Genomic DNA, 26726 nt, shown 5'->3' on the forward strand with positions numbered 1-26726 from the left:
CTTAATTTTACTGAAACTATGCCTTCGCTGTAAGGCATAGTTTCTTTTTTTGTATACCAAATACTTCTCCTTCGTTGTCATGAAGCAAGCCCGATCCTGCCTTGCAGGCGTGTTTTTCCTGTTTATAGTTCAACTTTTCGTTTCCTGTAATTCATCTTCCTCTGAAAAGGATGAACAATCCAAGGCAGGTCCAGCCCTTTTCAGTCTGCTTACGCCGGAAAAAACAGGTGTCACCTTTGAAAATACCCTGACGGAAGGCCTTAATACGAATGTGCTCATGTACGAGTACTTCTATAATGGCGGCGGGGTTGCAGCCGGTGATGTGAACGGGGATGGTCTTGACGATATTTATTTCACAGGTAATATGGTCGCCAACAAGCTCTACCTGAACAAAGGCAAGATGACGTTTGCGGACATAACAAGTGTGGCAGGCGTAGCCGGCAGGGAAAGGCCGTGGAAAACCGGCGTGACGATGGCCGATGTGAATGGTGACGGCAAGCTCGACATCTATGTGTGCTACTCTGGGAACGTTTCGCCGGAAAGTCTCAAAAATCAGCTTTTCATTAACAAAGGCAACAATGCGCAGGGTATCCCCGAGTTTGAGGAGCTGGCCGAGCAATATGGCCTGGCAGATCCAAGTACAAGCACGCAGGCGGCATTTTTTGATTTTGACAAAGATGGTGACCTCGATATGTTCCTGCTCAATCACAATCCCAAGTCACTCCCGATCCTCGATGAGGCAAGTACCGCCGATCTGCTGAAAAAAGATGACCCGATTTCGGGTGTAAGGTTGTTTCGTCATGAAGCCGGGAAAAACGGTACACCCCATTTTACCGACATCACTGCCAAAGCCGGCATCAAAAGCTCGCCTCTTACCTATGGTCTCGGGATTGGCATAGCGGATGTAAATCAGGATGGCTGGCAGGATATGTATGTGTCCAATGATTATTCCGTACCCGATTTCCTGTACATCAATAATGGAAATGGTACGTTTACAGATGCTACCGATGCAGGCATTGGGCATACGTCGCACTCCTCCATGGGCAATGACATTGCCGACTTCAACAATGATGGTCTGCCGGATATTTTTACGCTGGATATGCTGCCCGAAGATAATCGCCGCCAGAAGCTGCTTGCCGGTCTCGACAACTATGAACTGTTTGATTTCAACGTTAAAGTTGGTTTTCATCACCAGTATATGCGCAATATGCTGCAATTGAATGAGGGTGCAGGGAAAAACACGAAAGCGCCGGTATTCTCAGAAATTGGTCAGCTGTCGGGCGTTTCCAACACGGATTGGAGCTGGGCGCCGCTTTTTGCAGATTATGATAATGATGGCTGGAAGGACATTTTCATCACGAACGGAAACCTGCGGGATTTTACGAACATGGACTTTGTAAAGTTTATGGGCGACCATCTTAAGCGGATAGAAGGACAGGTGAAGCGGGAAGATGTATTGCAGCTTGTTTATCAGATGCCTTCTTCCAATATGAAAAACTATCTTTTTCATAATCAGAAAAACCTGACATTCACTAATGTAGCTGAGCAATGGGGCCTGGGAGAAGTCTCCAACAGCGGAGGCGCTGCCTATGCCGATCTGGATAATGATGGTGACCTGGACCTGGTTGTCAACAACATCAACAAACCTGCATTCATTTACCAGAACGAATCAGGGTCGCAGCTAAAGACCAATTATCTGAATGTAAAGCTGGATGGTGCCGGGTTGAATACGCTCGGGCTGGGCGCAAAGCTGACTATTTACCAGAAAGGAAAAAAGCAGTACCTCGAACAAATGCCTACCAGAGGTTACCAGTCGAGCGTGTCGCCGGTATTGCATTTCGGACTCGGAAAAGAAGGTACAATCGACTCGCTGCGGATTGTGTGGCTGAATGCAAAAACCGAGCTGCTGGTAAATCCGAAAGTCAATCAGCTGCTGACATTATCAGAAAAGAATGCAAAGCCGGGTACGGCAAAAAGTACTACTGCCAAGCCTGTTTTTGTCCCGGTAAATGCGCCGATCGCTTTCAAAGGTGCGCCGGTTAATACCAATGATTTCAAGCGCCAGCCACTGCTCACAAATCCTATTTCATTTTCCGGTCCGTGTATGGTCAAAGGAGATGTGAATGGGGACGGGATAGCGGATATTTTTGCAGGCGGCGGCTCGGGTGAACCTGCAAAACTGTACATAGGCGGTCCAAATGGATCTTTTACGCTTCGGCCAGTACCTGCATTTGTCGCAGACAAACAAAGTGAGGATACCGACGCCGCGTTTTTTGATGCAAACGGGGATGGTTTTACGGATCTGTTTGTGTGCAGCGGCGGTTATGCAAGCTTTATGCCTGAGGATCCACTGCTGCAAAGCCGGCTGTACCTGAATGATGGCAAGGGTAATTTTACAAAAGCTGCGGGTGTATTGCCGGCCATGCTCACCAGTACCAGCTGCGTGGAAGTCGCGGATGTGAATGGAGACGGGAAGCCCGACCTCTTTGTCGGTGGGCGCGTGATCCCGGGAAGATACCCCGAGACACCCCGGAGCTACCTGCTGATCAATGATGGAGAAGGAAAGTTTTCGGATCAGACGAAGGCATTGTGCCCGGCTTTGGAACGTATTGGAATGGTTACGGATGCCAGCTGGGCCGATTTCAATGGAGACAAGAAGCCCGACCTGGTAGTGGCAGGGGAGTGGATGCCGGTCAGTATATTTATCAGCAGCAACGGAAAGCTGGAAAATAAAACAAGCGAGTACTTTGATAAACCATATAGCGGCTGGTGGAATAAACTGCTTGTGGAAGATCTCAATGGAGATGGTAAGCCGGAAATTGTGGCCGGGAACATGGGGCTCAACACCCAATGCAAAGCCAGTGACAAGGAGCCGGTTCAGCTGATCTACAAAGATTTTGACGATAACGGATCCGTGGATCCGATTATGAGTTTTTATATCCAGGGAAAAAGTTATCCCTACATCACCCGCGACGAGCTGCTTGATCAGATGAGCATTATGCGGACGCGTTTTCAGGATTATAAAAGCTATGCGGATGCTACGGTTAAAGAGGTTTTTACACAGGATGAACTGGAAGGAGCACAGGAGCTTACCTCCAACTACCTGCAGACCACTATTTTTGTCACAAACAAAAACGGGAAGTATGCCCCTACGGTACTGCCGCTGGAAGCACAAAATTCACCGGTATACACCATTACTTCGCTGGACTTCAATGCCGATGGAAAAAAAGACCTGCTGCTTTGCGGCAATGTCAGCAAGGCCCGGCTGCGATTCGGGAAGTATGATGCCAATTATGGTGTTTTGCTGAAAGGTAAAGGCAATGGTGCATTTGAATATGTGCCGCAGGCATTGTCCGGATTTTCGCTTCGCGGGGATGTCCGGAGTGTATTGCCGGTGGGTAATAAGTTATTATTTGGTATAAATCAGCAGGAAGTTAAAGCATATCAACTTGGAAGTGCTCAATAAATTGATCCTGGTCCTGCTGCTGGCAGGCATGCTGGCCGGTTGTAAAAAAGACAACAAACCCTTCGACATCCATCCCGCGGTAGTAGGTACTGTGGTGAATGAAATGACGGATGTAATGGTGCATGATGTGACCAATCCGCCTCTCGGTGCCCGGTTCTTTGCTTATGCGTGTCTGGCGGGTTACGAGGTCATTGCACAAAACGATTCCGCCTACCGCAGCATGTTCGGCGTACTCAACAATTATCCTTCGATCAAACGTCCGGAAGGTATTGAGAACCATGCTTATCAGCTCACTGCTGCACTGGCTATGCTGGAAACGGCCAGGAAAATGCAGCCGTCCGGCGCTTTGCTCCGCAAGTACCAGGACCGGCTGATTGACTCCTGCCGCAAGGCGGGCCTGGATGCCGACCGGATTGCCGGCTCGCAGGCGTATGCGCTGGCGATCAGCAAGGAAATACTGAAATATGCCAAAAGTGACCGCTACAACCGGATCAGTAATTTCCCGAGGTATGAGCCCAGCCGTCTGCCCGGAACCTGGTACCCTACACCTCCCGGCTACTTTCCACCCGTAGAGCCTTACTTCCGCACGGTGCGGCCATTTACGCTGGATACCTGCTCCCAGTTCCGGGGAAACCCACCGGTAGCATTTTCAGAAGACAAAAATTCAGCGTTTTTCAAGCTCATGAAACTGAATTATGATGATACTAAGCAGGCAGAGCACCTGGTGATGGCAGCATACTGGGACTGCAATCCTTTTGCATTGGAAAACCGGGGACATTTGCTGGTGGGAATGAAGAAAATCTCACCGGGGGCGCACTGGATGGGAATTACCAATATTGCCTGCGGGCAGGCCAAGGCTGATTTTGCGAAAACAACACTCGTAAATACCAGTGTGGCGGTGGGGCTGATGGACTCTTTTATGGCTTGCTGGGACGAAAAGTACCTAAGCAACCGGATCAGGCCCGAGACGGCCATCCGCAAGTACATTGATCCTTCCTGGAAACCGTTCCTGCAAACCCCTCCTTTTCCCGAATATCTGAGCGGGCACTCCGTGATTTCCACAACTTCGGCAATCATTCTGACCCACTACTTTGGCGATAAGTTTGCATATACTGATACTGTCGAGGAGCGCTTCGGCCTTAAAGCCCGTAAGTTCGCCTCCTTTGCGGCGGCAGCGCAGGAATCGGCCATGTCGCGTTTTTATGGCGGTATTCACTTTATGGATGCCGTGACCAACGGACAGGTGCAGGGCGCGCGCGTAGGAGAGTGGGTCGTCAAAAAGCTGGGAGTGAAGCAGCAGCATTCAGGCAGGTAACCGAGGTCTTACCTCGGCGAGCAGTTCTTTGGTATACCGGTAACCTGCCTCAAACAACTGCTCAGCCTTCCGGAAATCAAAAATACTGAAACGGCTCAGGGCGGGCGGCTCGATGAGCAGGTCACATTTGCCGAAACGCTCCCGCGTTTTGGCGTGCATGGCGAGAATCAGGCTGCGATACACGATCTCCGAGGTGCTTTTCAGCGGTTTATCCAAAAGAAAAGGATTGCAATGACTGCCGATCACGAATGCTGTCTCTTCTCTTATGGCCTCTACCGGCAGGTTGTTGAGCACACCTCCGTCCACCAGCTCGTATCCTGCATGCATAATGGGACTGAAAAGTCCGGGAATACTGCACGACGCTACGATGGGTATCGCCAGCGGCCCGCTGCTGAACCTGATCTCGGCAGCATTTACAATATCGGTCGCCGTCACAATCAAGGGTATCTGCAATGCTTCGAAACTGTTATGCGGCAGGTAGCGGCATATAACCTCTTCCATTTTGTGCAGCTGCAAAAATCCATTCACACCGAAACCAAGCCTGAGGTAGGAGTACAGGCGTGTTTTGGTAATCAGCTCAATAATTTCCCTGGGTTTGTAGCCGTGCGCAAGCAATGCTCCTACAAAGGCGCCTGAGCTCGTGCCACTGATTATATCCGGGACGATGCCATACTCGGATAATGCTGCTGCTACCCCGATGTGGGAAATTCCGCGTGCGCCTCCGCCTGATAGTACCAGTCCGACGCGCATATTACAGGTTGATAAAGCTGCTCAGGTTGCCGCGTTCGCGGATGCGGATACCTTTGTCCGTCTGCTCCACAATTCCGGCTTCGTACACGGGGTCATGTTCAAAGATCAGGACGTAATTTTCTTGTGCCGCGGTTTGCAGGATAGTTTCCTTCTCCTGCATGGTGAGCAGCGGACGCACGTCATAGCTCATCACCCAGGCTAATGGAATGTGATAGCTGGACGGGAGCAGGTCGGCGGCGTAAAGCAGACGGTGCTTTCCGGCGTGGATCAGAGGAAGCATCATTTGCTCCGTATGTCCGTTTACGTGTAAAAAGTCTACCGATGGAAATGGTGAACTGCCTTCGGAAATGAATTTCAGCTGTCCGCTCTCGTGCAGCGGCCAGATGTTTTCTCGTAAAAAAGACGCTTTTTCCCTGGGGTTGGGGTTGGTTGCCCAGTGCCAGTGTGCCTCGTTGGACCAGTACGTAGCATTCGGGAAAACGGGCCGTAACTCGGAGCGGTCATGATTGTAAGTTACGGCTCCGCCTACATGATCAAAATGAAGGTGTGTGAGTACTACATCGGTAATATCTTCCGGCGTGTAGCCATTTTGCCTGATGGAACTAAGCAGGCTTGCATCTCCGTGCAGGTCATAGTGCCCGAAGAACCTGGCATCCTGCTTGTCGCCGAGGCCGGTATCGATCAGAATAAGCCGGTTTTCGTCTTCGATAAGCAGGCATCGCATTGCCCAGGTACAAAGGTTCTTTTCGTCCGCAGGATTGTGTTTGTTCCAGAGCGACTTAGGTACCACCCCGAACATGGCGCCTCCATCCAGCTTGAAATATCCGGTATCTACTGTACGTATCCTCATTACTGATTTATTAAAATCTTAATGGGTTCAACATAGTACTATTTTCAATAAGATTCAATCGCAGGTAATTGGAGACGAATTTGCAAAAACTGTAATTCAACAAATTTTGTATTGTATAATTTGGTGATAGCAGAATATAAATTGTATTACTAGTTGTATGTATTTATTTTCAGCCTGTATCTACCATTCTAAACTCACCTGATGAACCGCAGAAATTTCCTTGAAACTGCAATGCCGGCTGGTATCGCGCTCGCAGCTGGCGTTTCGGCCTGCATGCCCAAAAGTCAGCAGATGTACCCCGACAAACATTACCATATTTCCCGGGGTTACCACCACATTCCCAAGCTGCGCCTTTCCATGGACCGCATTGTGAAAGAAACGGTGGGACTGCGGCCTTTCCGTGCGTCGGGACCCAGGCTGGATGTGGAGCAGCTCGGGAATAAAACGCTTGTTCATAACTATGGTCACGGAGGTTCGGGATGGTCGCTTTCATGGGGTACTGGAAACATTGCCCGCAAGCACGTGCTGGCTACGCAGGAGAAAAAGGTGGCGGTACTTGGCTGCGGTACGGTTGGTATTGCCACCGCGCGGCTGTTGCAGGAGAGCGGCTGTGAGGTGACGATCTACACCAGGGATGTTCCTCCCAACATCACCAGCAATCTTGCCACAGGTACCTGGTCACCGGCTTCCCGGGTGTGCGACGTCAAGGTTGTCAGGCCTGAGTTCCGGGCGGTATGGGAAGATGCCTGCCGGTTTTCATTCCGCAGGTTCCAGTTTTTACTGGGTATGAACGACATTGCATGCTGGGCGGAAGAGTACGGCGTTTTTCAAAATGAACCAAACTATGTGCCAGGTGCCGGCGGAGAGGACTTCGAGGTGCATGGACTTTTGCCGGAGAGAGTGAGCCTGAGTGCCAGGGAACACCCTTTTAAAGCAAATCATGTAACCCGCCGAAGCAACCTGATGTTCAACATACCGGCTTACCTCCGGCACCAGTTACAGGATTTTACCATGTTTGGTGGAAAAGTAAAAATACAGGAGATCAGAAAACCGGAGGACATTGACGCTCTACCCGAAAAAGTAGTGGTGAATTGCATGGGGCTCGGTGCCAAGCCGGTGTTCAATGATGAGGAACTGACACCCGTATCGGGGCAGCTTTCGTGCCTGATCCCGCAAGGAGAAGCGAATTATAAGCTGTATACGCAGGGGGCCAATTTCATCTCCCGTAAAGATGGAATTTACATTGGCAGTAATGGTATTGTCGGCAACTGGGATACAACGCCAAGCAGGGAGCAGACCGAAAAGACTGTCGGTATTTTGATGAAGTTGATGGAGGAAATGAAAGGCTGACAGGACTTGTGGCCGTTTGTTAACATAAAAAGGGTCAGGAAGCATCGGGCTTTCTGACCCTTTCTGATTTTAGCGGTGAAAGCTTTGGGTAGCAAACTTCATGACTTCCGGGAGAGCGGTACGCCAGTAGGTCCAGGTGTGCCCGCCATTGCGTACTCTGAACTCGTGGGGTATGGCCTTATCCAGCATGGCTCCGTGCAGCGCCATATTTCCTTTGATCAGAAAATCGTCGTCTCCGCAATCAATGTAGTATTTTACGGATTTCAGCTTGTCGAGCGGAGTGGTTTCGATGATCTTGAAAATGGAATTTTTGTACCAGTGTTCTGAAAGCCGGGCTTTACCGGGAGCTGCCTTGCCAAACAACGTGGCCATCAGCCCGTCCCAGCGCTCAGCCGGCATGTTTGCAATATCATCATCTGACCAGAAAGCACCGCTCATCGGAGCCGCGGCCACAAACAGGTCGGGATGCTTCATGGCGAGCAGCATGGTGCCGTAGCCGCCCATAGACAGTCCTGCCACAGCCCTGAACTCTTTTTTCTTCCTGATCCGGTAGGCGGACTCAATATGCGGAATGAATTCGTTAACAAAGTAATCCTCATACTTTGCCTTTCCATCGTAACTGTTCATGTAAAAAGTAACACCAGCATCCGGCATCACGATGATCATGGACGTAGCGTCGCCGCTCTCGATCGCTTTGTCGGCAATCTGCTGCGCTTCTCCGAATTGTGTCCAGCCGGTTTCGTCATCGGAGTAGCCATGCAGGAGGTATAATACCGGGTAGCTGCGGTCGGTTTTGTCGTAATCTGCGGGCAGGTAAATGTTGTACCTCATCTCTTTTCCCATTACGGAGCTCTGAATTTTAAGGCTCTCCTTGATCAGGCTGTGCTGGGCAAATGAAGGTAGTCCTGCAAAGAGCAGGCAGGCGAAAAGCAGCAGTTTTTTCATGCAGGTCTGTTTTTATATTTTCAGAAAAAAGCAGCTGCCTGTAAATCCTACCTATCAGGATCGGGCAGGTGGTAGCGCCTGCGGATCTCATTGACGAGAAATTTCTTTTGAGCAGTAAAGCTCTCGGGGTGCATGGTTTCAAAGAGGTCGCTCCACTCACGGTACCGCGCCGGGTCACCTTCCCGAAATAGCTGAGGGCTTATTTTTTTTTGAATAAGGTATTCTGAAAACTCCATGCGGCCGATTTTGATTGCAATATATCGCTTTCGACTTTATCTTGGTCCAATGTGTAAAATCCGCTGACCGGGTAAAAGTTTTATAAAAATGAAAATTGACTTAAGAAGCGATACAATCACCAGGCCGACGAGGGAAATGCAGGAGGCAATGTGGGCGGCGGAAGTAGGGGATGACGTGCTGGGTGATGATCCTACCGTCAATGCATTACAGGAAAAGGCTGCCCGGTTGTTCGGAATGGAGGACGCACTTTTTTGTCCGTCCGGTACCATGACCAACCAGCTGGCGATCCGTATCCATACCTTGCCGGGCAGCGATGTGATTTGTGATAAATCATCCCATATCTACCTCTACGAAGGCGGCGGCATCATGCTCAATGCATTCTCATCGGTAAAGTTGCTGGACGGTAACCGGGGGCGCATTTCGGCCGGCCAGGTAGCGGCGGCAATCAGCCCGCAAAATGATGTACATTCTACTGTCACCAGGCTGGTTTCGCTGGAAAACACCATGAATAAGGGTGGCGGGTGTTACTATGATTTTGAAGAAATCAGGCAAATACGGCAAGTTTGTGCCGATAGCGGTATTCCCCTGCACCTGGATGGAGCCCGCCTTTTCAATGCACTTGTGGAAACGGGTGAAACCACCATGCAGTACGGACAGGTATTTGACACCATCAGCATTTGTCTTTCCAAAGGTTTGGGATGTCCCGTGGGCTCATTGCTTGTGGGCTCCGCCGAAAGTATCCGGCATGCGCGCCGGTTCCGGAAAGTAATGGGAGGAGGCTGGCGGCAGGCAGGTTTTCTGGCCGCGGCCGGTATTTATGCATTGGATTACCATGTCAATCGTCTCAAAGAAGACCATAGCCGCGCACGTGCTATTGGTTTGCTGATGGAAAAAAGCCCGGAGGTGGAGGAAGTGTTTCCTGTGGATACCAACATTGTGATCGCCAGGCTGGCTGAGGGTATTTCGGAAGTAGCGTACGTCCGCAGCCTGGCCGAGAAGGATATACTCGCAATTGGTTTTGGTAAAGGGTTGGTCCGCTTCGTGACACACCTTGATTTTACGGATGACCATCTGGAAGAAATGAGCCGGCGGCTGAAATAGCCGCCGGTTACACTTCCGGAATCAGCTCCTCATACTCATATTCGGAGTTGGGACCCTGGTAAATAATTTTCATCCCGGTGAGGTCGGCAACGTAGGTGTGAATGCCCGCTTCTCCGATTTCTCTCAGAAAAGTTGCGTAGTCCGTTTGTCCTTCCTGGGTTCTGCGGATTGCGCTTTTTACTTCTTCCAGCTTGAATGCTTCAGCGCATTCAAACTCAGGCATATCTCCCGGTAGAACCAGCTTTTCACCATTGATGCTCGTGTAGGTTACCTTGTGGTTGCGCACCTTTACCTCGTAATTATCCACCCCGATATCTTTCAGGATTTTTGCCAGATATGGATAAGGCTGCCCGCTCGCTTGTTCCTCTGCGGCTTTGATTTGTTCTTCGGTTAATTCAATAAGTTCCATAGTGATGTGATGGTTGGTTCTATAAATAGTTAGTCAACGTTCCACAAAGATCAGCCGCGCAAAATGGCTTAAAATACGCATGCCAGGCTGCAAAGGGCATTTTTGTAATTCTATCATGCAATCCGGACCGTGTCAATAGCTTCTACCCACTCATCTTTTCCGCATACTTCACAGGCAGCGGTACTGGCACTGTGCTCCTGTGTGTTACCGCAAAAGGTGCAGGCATATGTACCTTCTTTGGGGATTGTTCTGGTTTTTTTCAGATATAGCTCGGGCAGGAGCGGGAGGCCGGGTTTAACGGCTTTGTCTTCATAAAAAAATACACTTACCTCTCCCGAAGGTTCCAAGTAGGCATTCTTTACCTGCCCAAGGTGCTCGACATTTCTGATCCTTAGCTCTGAGAAAAACTCATCCTGGGCCAGCGTTTCCTTCTTGAATTCTGTTACAGAAAACTTTCCCTCGTGAATCAGGCAAACAGTTTTACCTTCCACAAGTTTTTCAAAAAACTGGCTTTTTCCGGTAAGCCAGGTCACGATCCGGTAAAGCAGGATGATCGTCGCAAACACGACGAGTGCCGGCATGATACCCACATCTTCGTAAAACATGGGATCGCCCGCTGCCGAACCCAGTGAAATGATGATCACCATCTCGAAAATCGAGAGTTGCCTCACCCCCCGCTTTCCGGTAACGCGCAGGGCGATCAGCAGAAAAGTGAACATAATAAACGACCGTATTGCTACCTCTAGCAAAAATGCAGGCGGAAGTTCGTTAAGCAGGACGCGCTCCCATTCGAGGATTTCGGTCATAACCAGGTAAGGCGGTTTTTTGTAAAAAAAAGATGCTACTCCACCTTCCGATAAAGTAACATCCTGAATTATTAGCTAAGTCTACTACACGAAGATTTATGAAGTAGTCTCCTCATCATCGTGGTGTACAATCAACGAGCTGCGCGTATCCAGCTTTTTGATCATTTCATTAGACATTGAATCCGCATATACGCCGTAGCTGCTTACCAGTGTACCTTTCAAACCATCTTTTGATTCGATGGCATACAGGATAGACATATCCGACGGATTGGTCATTCCTTCAAAACGGTAAACATGCACGATATCAAATTGATCAGGAGAAAGTGTCAGGCAGATACCGTCGGTGTTATGAACTTCCAGCGCATGTGCTGTCATATTGAAGTCATAGGTATAGCCGTCTTTCTGCAAAGCTTCAAGAGTTTCGATCAGGGTATCAGGCTCGCTCATATTCTTATTTGAAGGATTTTCCTGTTTTTCGTCCCTTTTATCCGTGTGTTGTAAGTCCATAAGAAAAGTTTTTTAAGGTTATCAATATTTGTCGAACGGGTTACTGTAAAGTTCAGGTTCGTTCAGGTGAATGTTTTGCTAGTGTATATGGAAAAAACTGTGCCTTTGGCCGGATTGCCAGGAGTCACCGTCAGAATACATGCTTTTACACGTGCAGCAAACACTTTATTTGTGCCTGATGATCATTAAAACGGGATTAGATAATCATCATGTTACTTACGCTCATGTTGCTTAACATCCGTATTGTGTTAAGGATAGTAAGTTATATATTTTCCTGGCAAAATGTTAATAAACAACCAGCCACAATGAGGTTAAAGCACCTCATTGTGGCCGAAAATGTAGAAAGCACCTTATTGAAGCGATAAAGCCTGATCTTCTACCTGGTTTCTGAGCATGAGCCCGGAGCATATACCGGCGAGTACCAGCCTGGTTTCCGCATCCAGACCCTCTTTCATCCATACTTTACCATTGTTGATGGTCGACACGGCAGCAATGACTTTGCCGCCCTGCGTGAACTCATATCCATACACGCTGTTGTACGTCAGAATTTCGGAGGAGCCTTCAAGTGAGTTGATTGCGCGTATATCGATTCGTGTACGACCATTTCTGACAAAACCACTGGTTTCCCGATTACCGAAGCCGCGGCCTGCGCCGTCCGCATTATATACGATAAAGTCCCACGAGCTTTCTGCATGGTCAAGTTTAATGGCGCCTGCAAAATAGTTTTTGTAGTGCAGGGAAACTGAAAAATAGTCTTTTGCCACGGCCAGTTCTGTTTCCCTGAATTTACTCACGAGTACAACCTCGGCCTGACCTCCATGCTGATCCAGCTGCCGGAAGCTGAGCTTTTCGCTTGCTCCCTGAAAGCTAACGATAAATGGAATGGAGTAACCGAAGGTCCAGCCACGGTTTACCTTGCTGGTTTTGAAATCACCAAAGCTAAGTACCTGTCCTACCTGGAAGCCCTGCCTGCCTTTGACAGTATAGACCTCTGCGCCGGTTTTCAAGTCATTGTGTACACTTACCTCAGCGGTACGGCAGGAAAAAGCAATTGCCGCCAGGAGCATGGCGGCAATGCAATGATTGAAAGAAAGTAATGCGATTCTGATGCTTTTGTTCATGGCTGAAAATGGATGTTGTTTATCAGCCTGAAACAATAGGAAAATGAAAGGTTGCAACGCTGGTGAGCAGTTCGAGTAAACGGTACTGCTTACTTGTTTCCTTTCACCTTCATTTTTAGTCCGTATACCGCGGTTTCAGCAGTGATAAAAAGCATATCCCGGTTTTTGCCACCAAAGCAAAGGTTCGCTGTCCAGCCTTTATGAACAGGAAAGTGGGCTATCTGTTCTCCTTTTTTATCAAATACAGTTACGCCATCTCCGGTTATGTAAAGATTGCCCTGTTCATCGAGGATCATGCCGTCAGAACCCTTGGAGATAAAAAGCTGGCGGTTGGTAAGTGTTCCGTCGGGTTGAATGTCGTACTTATAAGTCTTGTTATCGCCAATATCTGCCACATAAAGCGTCTTGCCGTCAGGTGTCCCAATGATGCCGTTGGGCTTTTTTATTTTTTCGTCAACGCGGCTTAATTTCTTGTGATCGGGGCTAAGGTAGTAGACGTGCTCGCCATCCTGCTGCATTGCCGGGTCACGCTTCCAATAATCACGCTTGTAAAGCGGATCCGTAAGGTAAATGCCGCCTTTGGCATCCACCCAGAGGTCATTGGGGCCATTCAGCAGCTTGCCTTCATAGTCTTTGACCAGCACGGTATGCTTTCCGTTTTTGTCAAATGACCAAACCTGATTATCCTCATCCGAACAACTTATGAGGTTACCCCGGCTATCGAAATACATTCCATTCGCACGGCCGGGACTATCCGAGAATACAGAAAACTGGCCTGTTCCGGCATCCCAGCGAATGATTTTGTTATTGGGCTGATCGGTAAAATAAACATTTCCGTCTTTGTCAGGTGTAGGTCCCTCGGTGAACTTATAGCCGTCTCCCAGCTTCTCGACCTGTGCACCAGGCGCAACAATTGATTTTGAATCCATAATCTGAGCAAAAAGCGAGGCTGGCATCAATGCCGCCGCTGCTATGAGTGAGTAGATACTTTTCCGATAGTTCATAAAATTGATGCCGGTATATATAAAGAAGCCCGACGTGCAATAAAGTCGCCGGGCATCAAGGGTTACTTGCAATTCAATGAGGTTTCGGGTTCAAGTTGCTCACGTCGTACCCCACGTTGCGGGATTTTCATTTGTTTTTTGTAAACTATGCCTCTCAAACAATCCTGTGATGCACATCAAATTCTGAGCGGATTGTTTGAGAGGTGATTAAACAATAATAAAAAAGGTGTCAGCTTGCTGACACCTTTGGGGTAATGCGCTGCTGGCTTTTTTCCAGCCTGTCTAAAAATCTTTTAGCGCTTGCTGTTTTTTCGGGAAAGAGATCCCGGTCACCGATTTCCTCTGCCAGCTCTCGAAGAAATTTGGCTTGTTCGACCGGGTCCGTAGGAATAGTCCTTTCTTCTTTTTGTTTCGCTTCCATATATCAAGTTAGTTTTATTTTCTAAAAAATAAAATGGCATCATACTCACGGCCAGGTACATACCGCTGAATTTCTACATCTCTATTAATAGATAAGAAACCGCCCAAAAACCAAAAAGATATGCTCAAATCGCCAAAATTTTTTTCAACATATGATCTGTATACTTTAATACGCTGCCTGAATCGTTTACAAGTAGTGAAGCAATGTTTGTTACAGGTTTTCCTGCATCTTTCAGCAAAAGCAGGATCACTGTCACTTCCTTGGACGAGTACCATTGCGTCTGGATTTTTTTCGAAGAAATATGGAATTGTGGAGAGGACTGTTTGTAGAACCTTGTAAGCGTCACCATTATTGGATTTGGCCTGATCAACAATTGTACCGGTCTTGATGTCGTAATCTCCAAAACCTAGGTTGTATACTTTTTTGTCTTCAAATGTCCGGGCGTAGGTATATCGGACAGCTTTTAAAATAGTTTTCGATCCTACACTTACAAACAAAAATCTGTATCCAGTTCTGATATCCAGTTCTTGCAGCTCATAAGCTTGTGTCAGATTTGCCATTCGCGGAGACTAAATTCGAAATGGCAAAAATTAGCAAAGCAAAGAGTCTGTGCTCTTAAAAACTGATCGTTCGGCTAACTGCAAATGATCCTTCGGTTAACGATTACATCAAATCGCCCCTAACTGCCGCAGCACATCCTTCGTGATCGTTTTTCGGCAATTCCCAAACTCTGGATTTGGTGTGCTCCGCTTCTTGGTCACGCGTGTGGCAAAGAAGTAAGTATTATCCTTTCGCTGCACATAGCCAACCCACCAGCCAATATCATTTCCATTCACCCGAGTCCAGCCGGTTTTGGCACGAAGCGTGTAATCGGTGGGTTGTTCATTGATCATCACTTTTTTCAAAATATCAACATTCCGCTTTGAAAACGGTGTTTTACCTTCAAAAACCCTGATCAGAAACTCCACCTGATTTCGGGGTGAAATGCCGAATGCACCGAAGTTCCAGAAATCGTCGCCTTGCTCGGTGAGGTCTCCATTTCCATATTTCGTGAGCTTCATATAATGTGCATATTTCTTGCGGTCGATCTGCTTTGCCAGCTCGACAAACGCCCAGCCAGCTGATACCTCAAATGCCTCTTTGACCGTAATATCCTTATAGATTTCCGGCCGGTAACCGTATAAGGTAGTATCCGTATTTCCAGGCCACTTCACCACAGCATTTTCATCCGCAATCACCCCGGTTTCCAGTGCGACAAGCAAATTAAAAATCTTGAAAGTCGAAGCCGGCTGCGTTTCGCGCTGCGAGTCCGCCTCGTCGCTGGTGATCCATTTTCTGTTTTTGTAATCGTAAATGGTGATGCTGCCAGCGAGTTTGCAGGATTTGAATGGGGTGGTGAGGTCCTGGGCAGGTAAATTCCATGATAGAAGCCCAAGAAAAAGAATAGTAAGTATGCGTACAAAGCACTTCATCAGGCTGGTAGTGGATTGGTGGTTTATTTAGCCCAATTCTCAATGACAATATCTTGCAACCTTCCCAAGTGGCTAACATTATTGGTGACGAGTATCAGCTGATGCTGAATTGCGGTGGCTCCGATCAGAATGTCGAAATCGTCAATTAATGATCCGGATTTTCGGAGCCGGGCTTTTTCGGCAGCATATATGTCAAGCGCGTCGTAAACGGGAAGTATCGCGAATTTTGGAATGAATGCTTCAATGATGGGTTTCATCAAAGCCGGCTGGTTACTATTAGCGACTCCATATTTCAACTCGGCAACTGTCACCTCGGAAATGAAGCAGTTGTCTGCGCCAATGCTGTTAATCCGACTATCAAGTTGATAAAGACCTTTGATGAAGTAGATGCAAATGTTGGTGTCAAGAAGATATTGTGTCAAAGCTGCTCAATGTTGCGGTTCGAAATTCGTGATGACCGAATCCCTGCAATAATCTCGTCAGCGGTTTCTTCCGACTGGTAGGCCCCAAAAAGCGATTGCAAGGAGATCTCACCAGATTGACATTCTTCCAAAGACCGCGAAAGCTTGCTGATTAAATCGAGCTTACTTTCAGAGTCAAGGTTTTTCAGAAAACCAAAATAGTGATCGGCAAGGCTAATATGTTGATTACCTGATGTCATGATAATGTGTCGTTTATCCAAATTTAGGAAAAATCCGGAGTTATTTTTAGTTCCAGATAGTCAGCTGAGGGTTCTTTCTCAATTCACCCTCCGGTTCAATGATCAGCCGCCCCTCTTCCAGCCGGACAGTAATGCGGTCACCATAGTCAAATCCCATTTCTTCCAGCCACTTTCCGCAAAGCCGTATTTCCGGGACAAGCTTCGAGTTCCAACCGGAGTTTTGCTTGAACTTGGAATAAATTTTCAATTGACGTTTTTTGTATTTTGACATACAAATGTAAGATATAGTTTTCGCGAAACTAAAAATAAGTTTCGTAAAACGAAAACTATGTTTCGCATATTACACAAATTAGGCTGGTAACTGATTGGTTGTCATATGCTTAAAGTTTTTGCTAAGTTTGCGCCAAACGAAAACTTCCAAGTGAATGCCCAAGCAGAAGTACAATCGAATCAAAATTGTTCTTGCAGAAAAAGAGAAGTCAGCTAAGTGGTTGGCCGAAGTAACTGGTAAGGATAAATCTACTGTATCACGTTGGTGTACAAACGATATGCAGCCTACGATTGAGACTTTTTACGAGATTGCAAAGTTGCTGGATGTTGAAGTTAGAGAATTACTGGTGCCTTCAAAACAGTATTAAGCTGCAAAACAGGATTCAATGACAGAATTAGGTTTATACCTGGGAAGAAAATCAATCAACAAAGCAGAGATTTCGCGTAAGACTGGAATCAGCGCTTCGCGGTTGAGTGAACTTACATTAAAAGAAGGAGCGCATCTGCGGGCAAAGGAGCTTTATTTGATTGCGCTCGCCATGGATGTCGATCCATGCGATCTTCTAAAAACCATCTATAAAGGAGTGAAGTTGCCGAACAATGCTGAATAAGGTAGAACTTCAAAAGCTGATCGGAAGGCGAATTGTTCAGCTTAGAACCGAGAAAGGTTGGAGCCAGGCGGATCTTGCCCGTGCGTGCGAAAAGGATCGGCAGGCTATGGAAAGGATCGAAAATGGAAAGCTGTCACCTTCGCTTTATACTTTGTACGAGATTGCTGTCGCGCTTGAAGTTCGTTTGGAGATGTTAGTAACCTTGTAAACTACTCTTAAGATATGCTCGGCAGTGCGGCTGCGCCTTTTATTTCTTCCGCAGACGACGAGGAGGTTGGGACGGGTCACTTTTCAGCAGGTACTTTGGGTTGCATTTCCTCAGGAATCTTCTTGGTTCTGATAACTTCATTAGCTATCGCCAATTTTTCAGGAAATAGAATTATACCCTGATATCTTTCCAGTTCAGGATCAATCTCGATGTTTGAAACGTGACTGTCTGCTTTGGGTGTTATTGTTCTTGACATGATACAAGTTAATTAAATTTTTTTCTAACCAGAAATCCTAGATAATCTTGTCCGCTACAGAACGGTTCAAATTCAAGTTCCAGTTCACCGTATACGGAAATGTCTGAATTGGCTTTATTGTAATATTTGAAAATTCCCATTCGGTAAAGACGTGTTCTGACAGGCGTACTTCCTTTTGCATAGACAGTTGCATTTGGGTATTTTTTCAAGAAGCTGTATAAGGCTGTTACCACCGTGGCTAGCACCTTTTCACTATCACCATTGTTTGATTTAGCCAAGTCGTCGAGCTCACCACTTGCTGGATCCAGGTCTCCAAAAGCCAAGTTAAAATAATCTGTACCGAGTATTGTCTGAAACTGTACTGCCTTTGGAATACTTCCGTTCGGACCAACGCTGTAAAATTTAAATGATTGAAAGTCGGGTGATGCGGATAGTGTGTATGTATCAAGATTCATTTAAGTGATTTAACCAGTGTGTTTTGACCTTGCAAATAAAGGGAGAATTTTACAAAATCACTTCCCCCTAATCACCCCATCAATCTCCCCCAACATCGACCTTGCTCCCGTCGTATCCTGCAACAATTGCCAGATCATTACCCCGCTTACCCGCTCCTTCGCGAGCTGCGTTTTCTTCCGGATTGTCGGCAGGCCATTGTAGTATACCATGCCGCCATTCAAGTGCATTTCATCCTGATTGATGGAGTCAGGGTACTGCTTTAAAATACCTTTATACGACACACTTTCAGGTGCATTGCCGCCAAACCCATAGCCGTAAAAAGGCAGACCAAGGGTCAGCTTTTCTCTCGGAATTTTGCGGGTGTTGAGCCAGTAATCCAGGTCTTCCTCAGCCATGGAGTAGGGTGCGTGCGGACCGGGTTTGTCGGGCCGCCAGGGACCGGTCCGGTCGTAGGACATAATATTTACAAAGTCAAACTGAGCCAATGCTTTATCCGTAAACTGGTCTTTGTAAACAGTAGCAATCGCGGCGGTAATCTGCTTGTTTTTCTGTCGTAATGCAGCAGCAAGGTCAATCACAAAATTCTCATAATTCGCGTCAATCAATGCACCTTCCAGGTCTACGTCAATGCCGTCGAGGTTATTATCAACTGCCAGATTAACAAGGTCTTTGATCAGTTTACTTTTTTTGTCCCCGATCAAAAAAGAAGGGTAATACTTCGGCGCACCACCCCCGCCGATCGAGGCCATGATTTGCACGTTTTTAGCATGGGCCAGTGCAGCCACTGCTTTAAGATCAGTAGTTCCCGTCAAATTTCCCAGGGAGTCCGGATTGATGAATGCAACGTACAAATGGGTGATTTTACCAAAATCCACCTGATTGGCCCCGGCAGACAAACTGGTACCATTGGGCAGGTAACCGATCACTTTGAAGGAATTACTGCCGCCTCCATTGCCGGAAACGCTCATGCTCTTTTTACTGCAACCGGCACTTAATGCAAGAATCACCATGAAAACGGAGATACATTGCTTGAACAACTTCGGAGTCTTCATGGTGATTTTTTGTAGATTGAAATACTATTTTCCTGCAAGCATAATCTTCGCGCCGCCTTTTCGGATGGATTCATATACCGCATCCACCACAATCATATCCTTCAATCCCTCGGCACCGCTGACGTTCGGATCTGGTTTATTGTTGAGGATAATATCGGCAATGCCGTCCATCTGAAGGGTTTGGTGCGTTACCACGGGCTGGTTCATCGGGCCATTGTGCGTGCGGCCTTTGATCGGCCCGTAGCTGAATGCGGGGCTCAGCTCTACAAACCCTTTTTCACCAATTACATACAATCTTTCGTAGTTGTTAAAATTGTAAGTTGTGCCGCAGCTTGCCACCACGCCGCTCGGAAAACCCAGCTGGAACATGATCGTCTCATCAACTTCCTTGAATTTGACAGGATCGGTTTTGGTTTCCTGGGCAGTCACCCAGATAGGCTCTTCGCCCGTCGCATACCGCGCACCGTTCAATGCATATATACCCACATCCATCATCGCGCCGCCGCCAGCCAGCGCTTTTTTCAGTCGCCACTGATTGGGATCACCGGACTTGAAGCCCATATAGTTGTTGACATGCATGATCTTGCCCAGCTCGCCGGCCTCGCGCATGCGGATCAGCTCGCGGGTATGCGGCTCAAAATGCATGCGGTAACCAATGTAAAATTTCACCCCTGCCTTTTCGCAGGCTGCAATCATTTCACGCGTTTGCTTGGCATTATCGGCCACGGGCTTTTCACAGAGAACATGTTTTCCGGCTGCGGCAATTTGCAGCACATGCTTGTGATGCAGCGAGTTCGGAGTAGTAATGTACACCAGGTCAATGTCCGGATTGTTTTTAATCTGACTTACCGTCTCGTAGTTGTAGGTGTTCTTGTCCGGAATGTTATACTTCTTTTTCCAGTCTTCCAGCTTGGCCGGCGTGCCGGATACCGCCCCGACCAGTGTAGCCATTTTGCAATCTTTCATTGCATCTGCTACACGCGAGCCATAACTCCCAAGCCCCATGATCGCTACGCGCAATTGTTTGTCGGCTTTGGGAGAAGCGCAGGACGTACTCACCACGCCAGGCAGGTTGGACAATGCCGTAGCGCCCAGCCCAAGTGTTACTTTTTGTAAAAAATCACGACGGGAATCCATAGTAATGAGCGATTATTGTTTGATAAAAACCTTCGCGCCTCCTTTGCGAAGCGACTCGTAAACAGCATCAATGACAAGCATATCCTTTAAACCTTCATGCCCGGTCACATTCGGGTCTGGCTTTCCGTTCAGGATTGCATCTGCAATGCCGTCCATCTGGTAGGCCTGGTGATTTACGTCGGGCTGCTCAATCGGACCTTTGTCTGTATTTCCGCGGATAGGCCCGTAGCCAAATGCCGGATTCATTTCGGCCCAGCCTTTTTCACCCATCACACGCAGCATTTCTGCGTGGTTAAAATTGTAGGTGCAGCCGCAGTTGGCGATAATGCCGCTCGGAAAACCCAGCTGGAAAGTGACTGTTTCATCCACATCTTTAAATTTGACAGGGTCTGTCTTGCTTTCCTGAGCCGTCACCCAAACCGGCTCTTCCCCCGTGCAGTAGCGCGCTCCGTTTGTTGAATAAACGCCTACGTCCATCATCGCGCCGCCGCCTGCCAATGCTTTTTTCAGCCGCCATTGCGTGGGATCGCCGATCGTGAATCCCGCATAATTGTTTACATGCTTGATCTTGCCAAACTCTCCCGCCTCGCGCATACGGATCAGCTCGCGCGTGTGCGGCTCAAAGTGCAGCCGGTAACCGATATAAAACTTAACGCCCGCTTTCTCACAAGCTGCAATCATTTCCCGCGCCTGCTTTGCATTATCCGCAACCGGTTTTTCACAGAGCACATGCTTACCTGCTGCCGCTACTTGCAGCACATGCTTGTGATGCAGTGAATTAGGAGTAATTACATAGACAAGGTCAATGTCCGGGTTGTTCTTGATTTCGTGCAGGTTTTCGTAGTTGTACACATTCTTGTCTTCGATTCCGTACTTCTGCTTCCACTCGGGAATTTTGGAAGGCGTTCCTGTCACAATCCCTACCAGCTTTGCCACCTTACATTCCTGCATTCCCCTTGCAACAATATTGGCATAGCCGCCCAGGCCCATCAGTGCCACGCGGAGCTGCTTGTCGGCTTTGGGTGTATCGAAAATCGGAGTATCAGCGACGGCAGGCTGCACCAGAGCAGCCGCACCTATGCTTAATGAAAGTGTTTGCAGGAAATCGCGACGGGAGTTCATAGTCAGTTGTTAGCATGTTGAAAACAACTGAAAAAGAGGCCCCGGTTACTTATCTCCTTATTTCAGATCAGCAGCCGACATGGAAATGTGAGTAGGCGCGGAGGATAGAGAACCAGATTGTGAAGCTTTGTTTTTTCGATCCGCAGAACTTAGATTTTGCTTTACCAGGTCGACTTTCTCCTGTGTACTTGCTGAGAGTTCGGTACAGAAAAGCTGGTCAAGCGGTATTTCGAGCAATTGATGAATGACAATCAGGTCAGTTGTTGAAAATGGCCTGATCCCGTTCAGCAATTCGGACGTGTATGATTTACTATGTGCAAGAATAAAGCCCAGGTCTGACTGTCTGATACCAGCCTTTTTCATTTTCTTCAAAATAGTATCTCTTCTCCGCCTGAAAAACCTGAACTCAGCCGCTGCCTGCTTTTCAGCTGATTCATTTTCTGCCACTTGTTCCTGGCTGATTGTTTCCAAATCAGACCAGTGCTTTGATTCGTAACTACGGATGAGCTTGCCCAGTTCTTCTTCGAGGCCAACAAGATCTGGATACTCCTGACTTTGCTGGCGCAAAAACCGGGCGGCAATGGAAGCCCTGTGTAAGTCGAGCTCAGAACTCAGCGCTCCTTTGCGAACCATTGAGCGAATGTTAGATTCGCTTAGTGGATATGCCCGTTTTTTCTGAGCCATTTTCGATACTGTTTTTATTATTTTTAAAAGTAGACATGTACTGCTTGTGGCTGCCAAACCAGACTATGATAGCCCGGTCTGCAAAAAATCTGACCAGGATCAGGGCTCTGTGAAGGTTGACATCAAAGAAGTAAAATCCGTCATTATGAACTTTGTCAACGCCGTTTCTGAGCTTATAGAGGTGGTCGAGAGATTTCACTTCTGCTTCTTCAAGGTCTTTGATCAGTTGGGTTGCCGCATCAACCAGCCTGCTGTCACCCCTGTTTTTCTTTAAAAACCGGAACAATATGTCCTTGCCTTCTACATTCATGGGACTAAGTAAATGTAAACAGAAAGTTCTGTAAAAAGTAGAACTAGGCTTTTCTTTCCCAAGGTTTGGACGGTCAAAAGCCCGGCAGGTCACAATGTTGCCCCAAACAAAAAAGCCTCCGGAGCAATCCGGAGGCTTGTTCACTCAATTTGAACCTTATTTTACTTCCACGGTACGCTCTACTTTTTGTTCCGAGAGCTGAAAAGTTTTGGATTGGACTTCTTTTCCGCTGATCACGTCCAGCTGATACTTGCCGGCATCCAGGCCATCAACATTCAGCGAGCGGCCAAATTTTTGCTGTGATTTGTTGATGGTTTCCCGGTAAACAATGGTGCCGTCTTCGTTTTTCAGCAGGAGCGTGGTATTGGAATTCGCATTGGCTTTATCAACAAGTACATTCACTTTTCCCTGCTTGGTGGGATAAATTCCGGTGGCAAACGAAGAAGCTTTTTTGGCCTCTTTATCTTCTGCGTTGGCAGTAAAGGAAGCAGCGATCAGGGCTGCGGCAAATGCGAAGGTTTTTACTGAAGTTTTCATGGCTATTTTATTTTTATGGCTGTTTTAAATTCTTTTTTTGTCCCTGAGGACATAACAAAGGTGGCAGGATTTCCGGTACTATGTAATACAAAGTACAGGAGTGGGAGTTTTAGGTAAATGAATGGTTGATATCTTTCATGAGCAATTAAATGGCTTTTTCTTCCGGTTTAATCTTTGGTATAATGAGCCCGGCATGACCCGGAACGTTGCATGTTCTTTGTTAAGAAAAGTTAAAAAAAGCGGCTCCCCGTCACCGGAAAGCCGCTTAAATTATGATTTTAGGTTCTGTCTGAATTATTCCTTTTCTACAAAATCCATATCCTTCGTAAAGGTTTCTTCTAAGAAATAGAGGGCAACCAGCGCCACCAGCGCAGTAGCGACCCCAAGTAGTAATCCACTTTGAATGACACCCAGCCCTGGTTTGAAGCTCACAAATAATGCAGCGAGCGGTATAGTCGCGCCGCGTACGAAGTTGGGCACCGTCGTGGCAACCGTAGCGCGAAGGTTTGTTCCGAAAAGCTCGGCAGCAATTGTGATGAAAAGTGTCCAGTAGCCATTGCAGAAGCCCAGCAATGCACAAAGCACGTAAAATGAAAAAAGGTCTGTGATAGGGATCATCAGGTAACCGACAATCATCGCAAGAGAGAGGGCTATAAACAGCCTGATTACTTTTTTACGGCTTCGCAGGTACTGGCTCAACAGTCCGCTCACAATATCTCCGCCTACCTGCCCCGAAAACGCCAGCATCACAGCCTTGCCGGCATTGATCCCCTCAATACCTTTTGCCTCGCCGAACTCGGGAGAAAAGGTGATCAGAATTCCCACCACAAACCAGATCGGCAGCCCGACGAGGATCGCCATGAGGTATTTGCCCAGTCTTTTTCCATTGGTCAGGATCATCAGGATATTCCCGCGCTCTACAGATTTTTCCTTCACCTGGTGAAACATGCCCGACTCAAATACATTAAACCGGAGGACCAGCAGCAGCAGGCCCATACCACCGCCCACAAAGTAGGAGATGCGCCACGCAAACAAGTCGGCAACAAAGTAGGCCAGGATAGCGCCCAGCACACCCAGTGTGGCTACAAGTGTTGTGCCGTAGCCCCGTATTTCTTTGGGTAAAACCTCGGTCACCAGCGTAATGCCCGCGCCCAGCTCACCTGCCAAACCAACCCCTGCTATAAACCTCAGGAAGGCATATTGTTGTAACGAAGTAACAAAGCCATTGCCAATGTTAGCCAGCGAATACATGATGATAGAGCCGAACAGTACCGAAAGGCGGCCTCTTTTATCCGCAATGATTCCCCAGAGAACACCCCCGATCAGCATACCGGCCATCTGGAAGTTGAGCAGTGAAATACCTTGCGGCAGGAGCTGGTCGGCAGGTACATCCAGCGCTTTCAGGCTTGGTACCCGCACTACACTGAACAAAAAAAGGTCATACATATCCACCAGGTAGCCCAATGCAGCCACAATGACCGGTACCTGCAGGAGCTGCGACAAAAGGGATGGACGGGTTTGGGGAAGTTCGGACATGGAGCGAATGTTTACTCCGGCTGTCGGCTTTCGGCAGTCGGCATGTTTGGTTTTAATCTTTCAGATCACAGGGGGGACGCAGGGGTTTTTTACATTGGCTTTTGGCAGTCGGCTTTCGGCTTTTTTGTTTTTATATCAAATGCACAAACTCCTGAATTCAATTCTCATTAAAAAAACCGATCGCCGAAAGCCGACTGCCGACAGCCTAAAGTCTCCCAATCAGCATCCCCCCATCCACCCCGATCACCTGTCCGGTAGAGTAGGGGAAGTCGCCGCGGGTAAGAGATGCCACCGCTTTTCCGACGTCCTCGGGTGTACCCCAGCGCGGCTGTAATGCAATGCCGCTCTGAAAAAGGTTGTCGTACTTTTCCTGTACTTTGGATGTCATATCCGTAGACACAATACCGGGTCGTACCTCAAAAACAGGAATGCTGAACTCGGCCATTTTTACCGCAAAAAGTAAGTTGGTCATTGCCAGTCCTGCCTTGGAAATACAGTATTCTCCCCGGTTGATGGACGCAACTGTTGCCGAAATAGAGGTCACAAATATGATTGCAGCCTCAAATGCATGGTTATTCTGTTTGGTATGTGCCATCCTCCTGGCAACTGCCTGCGTAAGAAAAAAAGGACCCTGCAGGTTTGTGGTCATTACTTCTTCATAGTTCTCAATGGTGGTTTCAAGAATATCAAGGCGTGTTCTGGGCGCGATGCCTGCATTGTTGACCAGCACATTGATCTCACCCAGGCCTGCATAGGCTTTGTCTAAAATCGCTTCACGATCAGTTGCGGATGCAATGCTGCCCTGGCAATACACGACTTCTGCACCGAGTGCACGCAATTCACCGAGGGCGTCACCAACATATGCTTCATCACGCACCCCATTGATGGCCAGGTCAAATCCTTCTTTCGCAAGTGCTGTGGCAATACCGAAGCCAATACCTCGGCTGCCGCCGGTAATCAGGGCTGTTTTTCTCATAGTGCCTCAATGTCTACCCAGGCACGTTTAGCCCAGCTTTCCAGCCCTTTTTCGGCCAGCTGCACACCTCTTGCACCCGCTTTCAGGTCCCACGGAAATGGTGTGTCCTTGACCACATGTTTGAGAAAAAGCTCCCATTGTACCTTGAATGCATTATCAAATACTTCCTGCTCAGGTACTTTGGACCAGCCTTCGAAAAATGGGATAGGCTGGGGAATGTCGGGGTTCCAGACGGGCTTCGGCGTATTGCCGTAGTGTTGAATATAGCAATCACGAAGTCCTGCCACAGCTGAGCCTTTGGTGCCGTCTACCTGTAAAGTGAGTAGGTCGTCCCGGCGTACGCGTACCGTCCATGACGAGTTGAAGTGTGCTACTACATCCCCTTCCAGCTCGAATGTGGCATAGCATGAGTCGTCCGCAGTACATTCATATGGCTGGCCATTTTCATCAATACGCTCGGGAATGTGGGTAGCGCCGAGGCATGATACTGCTTTTACCTGACCAAAAAGATTGTCGAGTACATAACGCCAGTGACAGAGCATATCCACGATAATACCGCCGTCATCTTCCTTGCGGTAGTTCCACGAAGGCCGCTGAGCCGGAATGCTATGTCCCTCAAATACCCAGTAGCCAAACTCTCCGCGAACTGAAAGGATCTTTCCGAAAAAATCATTTTCCATCAGTCTTTTCAGCTTGCGTAATCCCGGCAGCCAGAGTTTATCCTGAACTACCCCGTTTTTAAGGCCGGCCGCCGTAGCAAGTTCGTACAGTTCGAGTGCTTCTTCAGTGGTAGTACCTGTGGGTTTTTCGCAATAAATGTGTTTGCCGGCTTCAATGGCTTTTTTTACCGCCGCTGCACGCCGGCCGGTAACCTGTGCATCAAAGTAAATCTGGTACCGGGGGTCGGCGAGTACTGCGTCCAGATCAGTTGTATATTGCTCTACGCCGGCCAGCCTGCAAAGTGCCTGCAGCTTGGTTGCATTGCGACCTACCAGGATCGGGTCGGGCATGATCACCTCGTCGGCCGAGATTCGTACGCCGCCCTGCTCAATGATCGCTTTAATGGAGCGCAGTAAATGCTGGTTGGTCCCCATACGGCCAGTGACGCCGTTCATGATAATACCAATGGTATGTGTCGTCATATTGAAATGCTTGT

The 26726-nt window shown here is 48.0% G+C and carries 33 protein-coding genes; 7 read left to right on the top strand and 26 right to left on the bottom strand.

Going from position 1 to position 26726, the window contains the following annotated elements:
- Positions 1–79 precede the first annotated feature (79 nt).
- Together HWI92_RS22785 and HWI92_RS22790 are read left to right on the top strand one after the other, a co-directional pair.
- Complete coding sequence (locus tag HWI92_RS22785; RefSeq protein ID WP_204659604.1) at positions 80–3466, top strand: VCBS repeat-containing protein; 3387 nt, start codon at positions 80–82, stop codon at positions 3464–3466.
- Positions 3456–4781 carry a vanadium-dependent haloperoxidase gene (locus HWI92_RS22790; protein WP_229248504.1) on the top strand — a complete coding sequence of 442 codons (1326 nt, stop codon included), beginning with the start codon at positions 3456–3458 and terminating at the stop codon, positions 4779–4781. The genes HWI92_RS22785 and HWI92_RS22790 overlap by 11 nt, the downstream gene beginning before the upstream one ends.
- On the opposite strand, the gene HWI92_RS22795 is transcribed toward HWI92_RS22790, so the two are convergent.
- Together HWI92_RS22795 and HWI92_RS22800 are read right to left on the bottom strand one after the other, a co-directional pair.
- On the bottom strand, positions 4770–5531 hold the full coding sequence (locus tag HWI92_RS22795; protein ID WP_204659606.1) for a patatin-like phospholipase family protein: 762 nt from the start codon (positions 5529–5531) through the stop codon (positions 4770–4772). The two genes, HWI92_RS22790 and HWI92_RS22795, sit on opposite strands and share 12 nt — an antisense overlap.
- Before the next feature lies 1 nt (position 5532).
- Entirely contained in the window at positions 5533–6381 is an 849-nt protein-coding gene (locus tag HWI92_RS22800; RefSeq protein WP_204659608.1) for an MBL fold metallo-hydrolase, read from the bottom strand.
- A gap of 201 nt (positions 6382–6582) precedes the next feature.
- On the opposite strand from HWI92_RS22800, the gene HWI92_RS22805 reads away from it, so the two are divergent.
- Positions 6583–7731 (top strand): FAD-dependent oxidoreductase, encoded by a 1149-nt coding sequence (locus HWI92_RS22805; protein ID WP_204659610.1) that lies wholly within the window; start codon positions 6583–6585, stop codon positions 7729–7731.
- A gap of 69 nt (positions 7732–7800) precedes the next feature.
- Here the strand turns inward: HWI92_RS22805 and HWI92_RS22810 are convergent, their stop codons facing one another.
- Both HWI92_RS22810 and HWI92_RS22815 read right to left on the bottom strand, forming a co-directional pair.
- The gene (locus tag HWI92_RS22810; RefSeq protein ID WP_204659612.1) at positions 7801–8676 is read right to left on the bottom strand and encodes an alpha/beta hydrolase; all 876 of its coding nucleotides are present in this window, start codon (positions 8674–8676) and stop codon (positions 7801–7803) included.
- Between the two features lie 47 nt (positions 8677–8723).
- Complete coding sequence (locus tag HWI92_RS22815) at positions 8724–8912, bottom strand: hypothetical protein (protein ID WP_204659614.1); 189 nt, start codon at positions 8910–8912, stop codon at positions 8724–8726.
- Positions 8913–9000: 88 nt separating this feature from the next.
- On the opposite strand from HWI92_RS22815, the gene HWI92_RS22820 reads away from it, so the two are divergent.
- Entirely contained in the window at positions 9001–10014 is a 1014-nt protein-coding gene (locus HWI92_RS22820) for a threonine aldolase family protein (RefSeq protein WP_204659616.1), read from the top strand.
- A 7-nt stretch (positions 10015–10021) separates the two neighbouring features.
- Here the strand turns inward: HWI92_RS22820 and HWI92_RS22825 are convergent, their stop codons facing one another.
- The 11 genes from HWI92_RS22825 to HWI92_RS22875 all read right to left on the bottom strand — a co-directional run bounded on the left by HWI92_RS22825 (position 10022) and on the right by HWI92_RS22875 (position 16686).
- Positions 10022–10423 (bottom strand): DUF1398 domain-containing protein, encoded by a 402-nt coding sequence (locus HWI92_RS22825; RefSeq protein ID WP_204659618.1) that lies wholly within the window; start codon positions 10421–10423, stop codon positions 10022–10024.
- A gap of 113 nt (positions 10424–10536) precedes the next feature.
- Positions 10537–11229 carry a DUF421 domain-containing protein gene (locus HWI92_RS22830; RefSeq protein ID WP_204659620.1) on the bottom strand — a complete coding sequence of 231 codons (693 nt, stop codon included), beginning with the start codon at positions 11227–11229 and terminating at the stop codon, positions 10537–10539.
- Positions 11230–11325: 96 nt separating this feature from the next.
- Positions 11326–11736 carry a hypothetical protein gene (locus tag HWI92_RS22835; protein ID WP_204659622.1) on the bottom strand — a complete coding sequence of 137 codons (411 nt, stop codon included), beginning with the start codon at positions 11734–11736 and terminating at the stop codon, positions 11326–11328.
- Positions 11737–12086: 350 nt separating this feature from the next.
- Positions 12087–12857 carry a hypothetical protein gene (locus HWI92_RS22840; protein WP_204659624.1) on the bottom strand — a complete coding sequence of 257 codons (771 nt, stop codon included), beginning with the start codon at positions 12855–12857 and terminating at the stop codon, positions 12087–12089.
- A gap of 89 nt (positions 12858–12946) precedes the next feature.
- A complete protein-coding gene (locus tag HWI92_RS22845) occupies positions 12947–13861 on the bottom strand; it encodes an SMP-30/gluconolactonase/LRE family protein (protein WP_229248506.1) in 915 nt (304 codons plus the stop codon).
- Positions 13862–14090: 229 nt separating this feature from the next.
- Positions 14091–14282 carry a hypothetical protein gene (locus HWI92_RS22850; RefSeq protein ID WP_204659626.1) on the bottom strand — a complete coding sequence of 64 codons (192 nt, stop codon included), beginning with the start codon at positions 14280–14282 and terminating at the stop codon, positions 14091–14093.
- A gap of 14 nt (positions 14283–14296) precedes the next feature.
- Positions 14297–14842 carry a DUF6934 family protein gene (locus HWI92_RS22855; RefSeq protein WP_204659628.1) on the bottom strand — a complete coding sequence of 182 codons (546 nt, stop codon included), beginning with the start codon at positions 14840–14842 and terminating at the stop codon, positions 14297–14299.
- Positions 14843–14950: 108 nt separating this feature from the next.
- The gene (locus HWI92_RS22860; RefSeq protein WP_204659630.1) at positions 14951–15754 is read right to left on the bottom strand and encodes a penicillin-binding transpeptidase domain-containing protein; all 804 of its coding nucleotides are present in this window, start codon (positions 15752–15754) and stop codon (positions 14951–14953) included.
- 23 nt (positions 15755–15777) lie between these two features.
- Positions 15778–16176, bottom strand: a complete 399-nt coding sequence (locus tag HWI92_RS22865) for a type II toxin-antitoxin system VapC family toxin (RefSeq protein ID WP_204659632.1) — start codon at positions 16174–16176, stop codon at positions 15778–15780.
- On the bottom strand, positions 16173–16415 hold the full coding sequence (locus tag HWI92_RS22870; RefSeq protein WP_204659634.1) for a hypothetical protein: 243 nt from the start codon (positions 16413–16415) through the stop codon (positions 16173–16175). The genes HWI92_RS22865 and HWI92_RS22870 overlap by 4 nt, the downstream gene beginning before the upstream one ends.
- Before the next feature lie 46 nt (positions 16416–16461).
- Positions 16462–16686 (bottom strand): SymE family type I addiction module toxin, encoded by a 225-nt coding sequence (locus tag HWI92_RS22875; protein ID WP_204659636.1) that lies wholly within the window; start codon positions 16684–16686, stop codon positions 16462–16464.
- 154 nt (positions 16687–16840) lie between these two features.
- On the opposite strand from HWI92_RS22875, the gene HWI92_RS22880 reads away from it, so the two are divergent.
- The 3 genes from HWI92_RS22880 to HWI92_RS22890 are packed head-to-tail and all read left to right on the top strand — an operon-like array spanning position 16841 to position 17504.
- Positions 16841–17053, top strand: coding sequence for a helix-turn-helix transcriptional regulator (locus HWI92_RS22880; RefSeq protein ID WP_204659638.1), 213 nt, complete (start codon positions 16841–16843; stop codon positions 17051–17053).
- An 18-nt stretch (positions 17054–17071) separates the two neighbouring features.
- Complete coding sequence (locus HWI92_RS22885) at positions 17072–17296, top strand: helix-turn-helix domain-containing protein (RefSeq protein WP_204659640.1); 225 nt, start codon at positions 17072–17074, stop codon at positions 17294–17296.
- Complete coding sequence (locus tag HWI92_RS22890) at positions 17286–17504, top strand: helix-turn-helix transcriptional regulator (protein ID WP_204659642.1); 219 nt, start codon at positions 17286–17288, stop codon at positions 17502–17504. Before HWI92_RS22885 ends, HWI92_RS22890 begins: the two co-directional genes overlap by 11 nt.
- Before the next feature lie 76 nt (positions 17505–17580).
- Here the strand turns inward: HWI92_RS22890 and HWI92_RS22895 are convergent, their stop codons facing one another.
- The 11 genes from HWI92_RS22895 to HWI92_RS22945 form a co-directional block, all read right to left on the bottom strand.
- On the bottom strand, positions 17581–17760 hold the full coding sequence (locus HWI92_RS22895; RefSeq protein WP_204659644.1) for a hypothetical protein: 180 nt from the start codon (positions 17758–17760) through the stop codon (positions 17581–17583).
- An 8-nt stretch (positions 17761–17768) separates the two neighbouring features.
- Positions 17769–18215 carry a DUF6934 family protein gene (locus HWI92_RS22900; RefSeq protein WP_204659646.1) on the bottom strand — a complete coding sequence of 149 codons (447 nt, stop codon included), beginning with the start codon at positions 18213–18215 and terminating at the stop codon, positions 17769–17771.
- A gap of 57 nt (positions 18216–18272) precedes the next feature.
- Positions 18273–19268: a glycosyl hydrolase family 18 protein gene (locus HWI92_RS22905; protein WP_204659648.1), complete on the bottom strand. Its 996-nt coding sequence runs from the start codon at positions 19266–19268 to the stop codon at positions 18273–18275.
- 24 nt (positions 19269–19292) lie between these two features.
- A complete protein-coding gene (locus HWI92_RS22910) occupies positions 19293–20405 on the bottom strand; it encodes a Gfo/Idh/MocA family protein (RefSeq protein ID WP_204659650.1) in 1113 nt (370 codons plus the stop codon).
- A 12-nt stretch (positions 20406–20417) separates the two neighbouring features.
- Positions 20418–21527, bottom strand: coding sequence for a Gfo/Idh/MocA family protein (locus HWI92_RS22915; protein ID WP_204659654.1), 1110 nt, complete (start codon positions 21525–21527; stop codon positions 20418–20420).
- Positions 21528–21584: 57 nt separating this feature from the next.
- Positions 21585–22160 carry a helix-turn-helix transcriptional regulator gene (locus HWI92_RS22920; protein ID WP_204659656.1) on the bottom strand — a complete coding sequence of 192 codons (576 nt, stop codon included), beginning with the start codon at positions 22158–22160 and terminating at the stop codon, positions 21585–21587.
- A gap of 10 nt (positions 22161–22170) precedes the next feature.
- Complete coding sequence (locus tag HWI92_RS22925; RefSeq protein WP_204659658.1) at positions 22171–22521, bottom strand: type II toxin-antitoxin system HigB family toxin; 351 nt, start codon at positions 22519–22521, stop codon at positions 22171–22173.
- A gap of 156 nt (positions 22522–22677) precedes the next feature.
- A complete protein-coding gene (locus tag HWI92_RS22930) occupies positions 22678–23058 on the bottom strand; it encodes a hypothetical protein (RefSeq protein ID WP_204659660.1) in 381 nt (126 codons plus the stop codon).
- Positions 23059–23352: 294 nt separating this feature from the next.
- Entirely contained in the window at positions 23353–24594 is a 1242-nt protein-coding gene (locus HWI92_RS22935; protein ID WP_204659662.1) for an MFS transporter, read from the bottom strand.
- 205 nt (positions 24595–24799) lie between these two features.
- Positions 24800–25570, bottom strand: coding sequence for a 3-ketoacyl-ACP reductase (locus HWI92_RS22940; RefSeq protein ID WP_204659664.1), 771 nt, complete (start codon positions 25568–25570; stop codon positions 24800–24802).
- The gene (locus HWI92_RS22945) at positions 25567–26712 is read right to left on the bottom strand and encodes a Gfo/Idh/MocA family protein (protein ID WP_204659666.1); all 1146 of its coding nucleotides are present in this window, start codon (positions 26710–26712) and stop codon (positions 25567–25569) included. The genes HWI92_RS22940 and HWI92_RS22945 overlap by 4 nt, the downstream gene beginning before the upstream one ends.
- Between the last annotated feature and the right edge of the window lie 14 nt (positions 26713–26726).

The organism is Dyadobacter sandarakinus (assembly GCF_016894445.1).
GTDB classification, from domain to species: Bacteria; Bacteroidota; Bacteroidia; order Cytophagales; family Spirosomataceae; genus Dyadobacter; species Dyadobacter sandarakinus.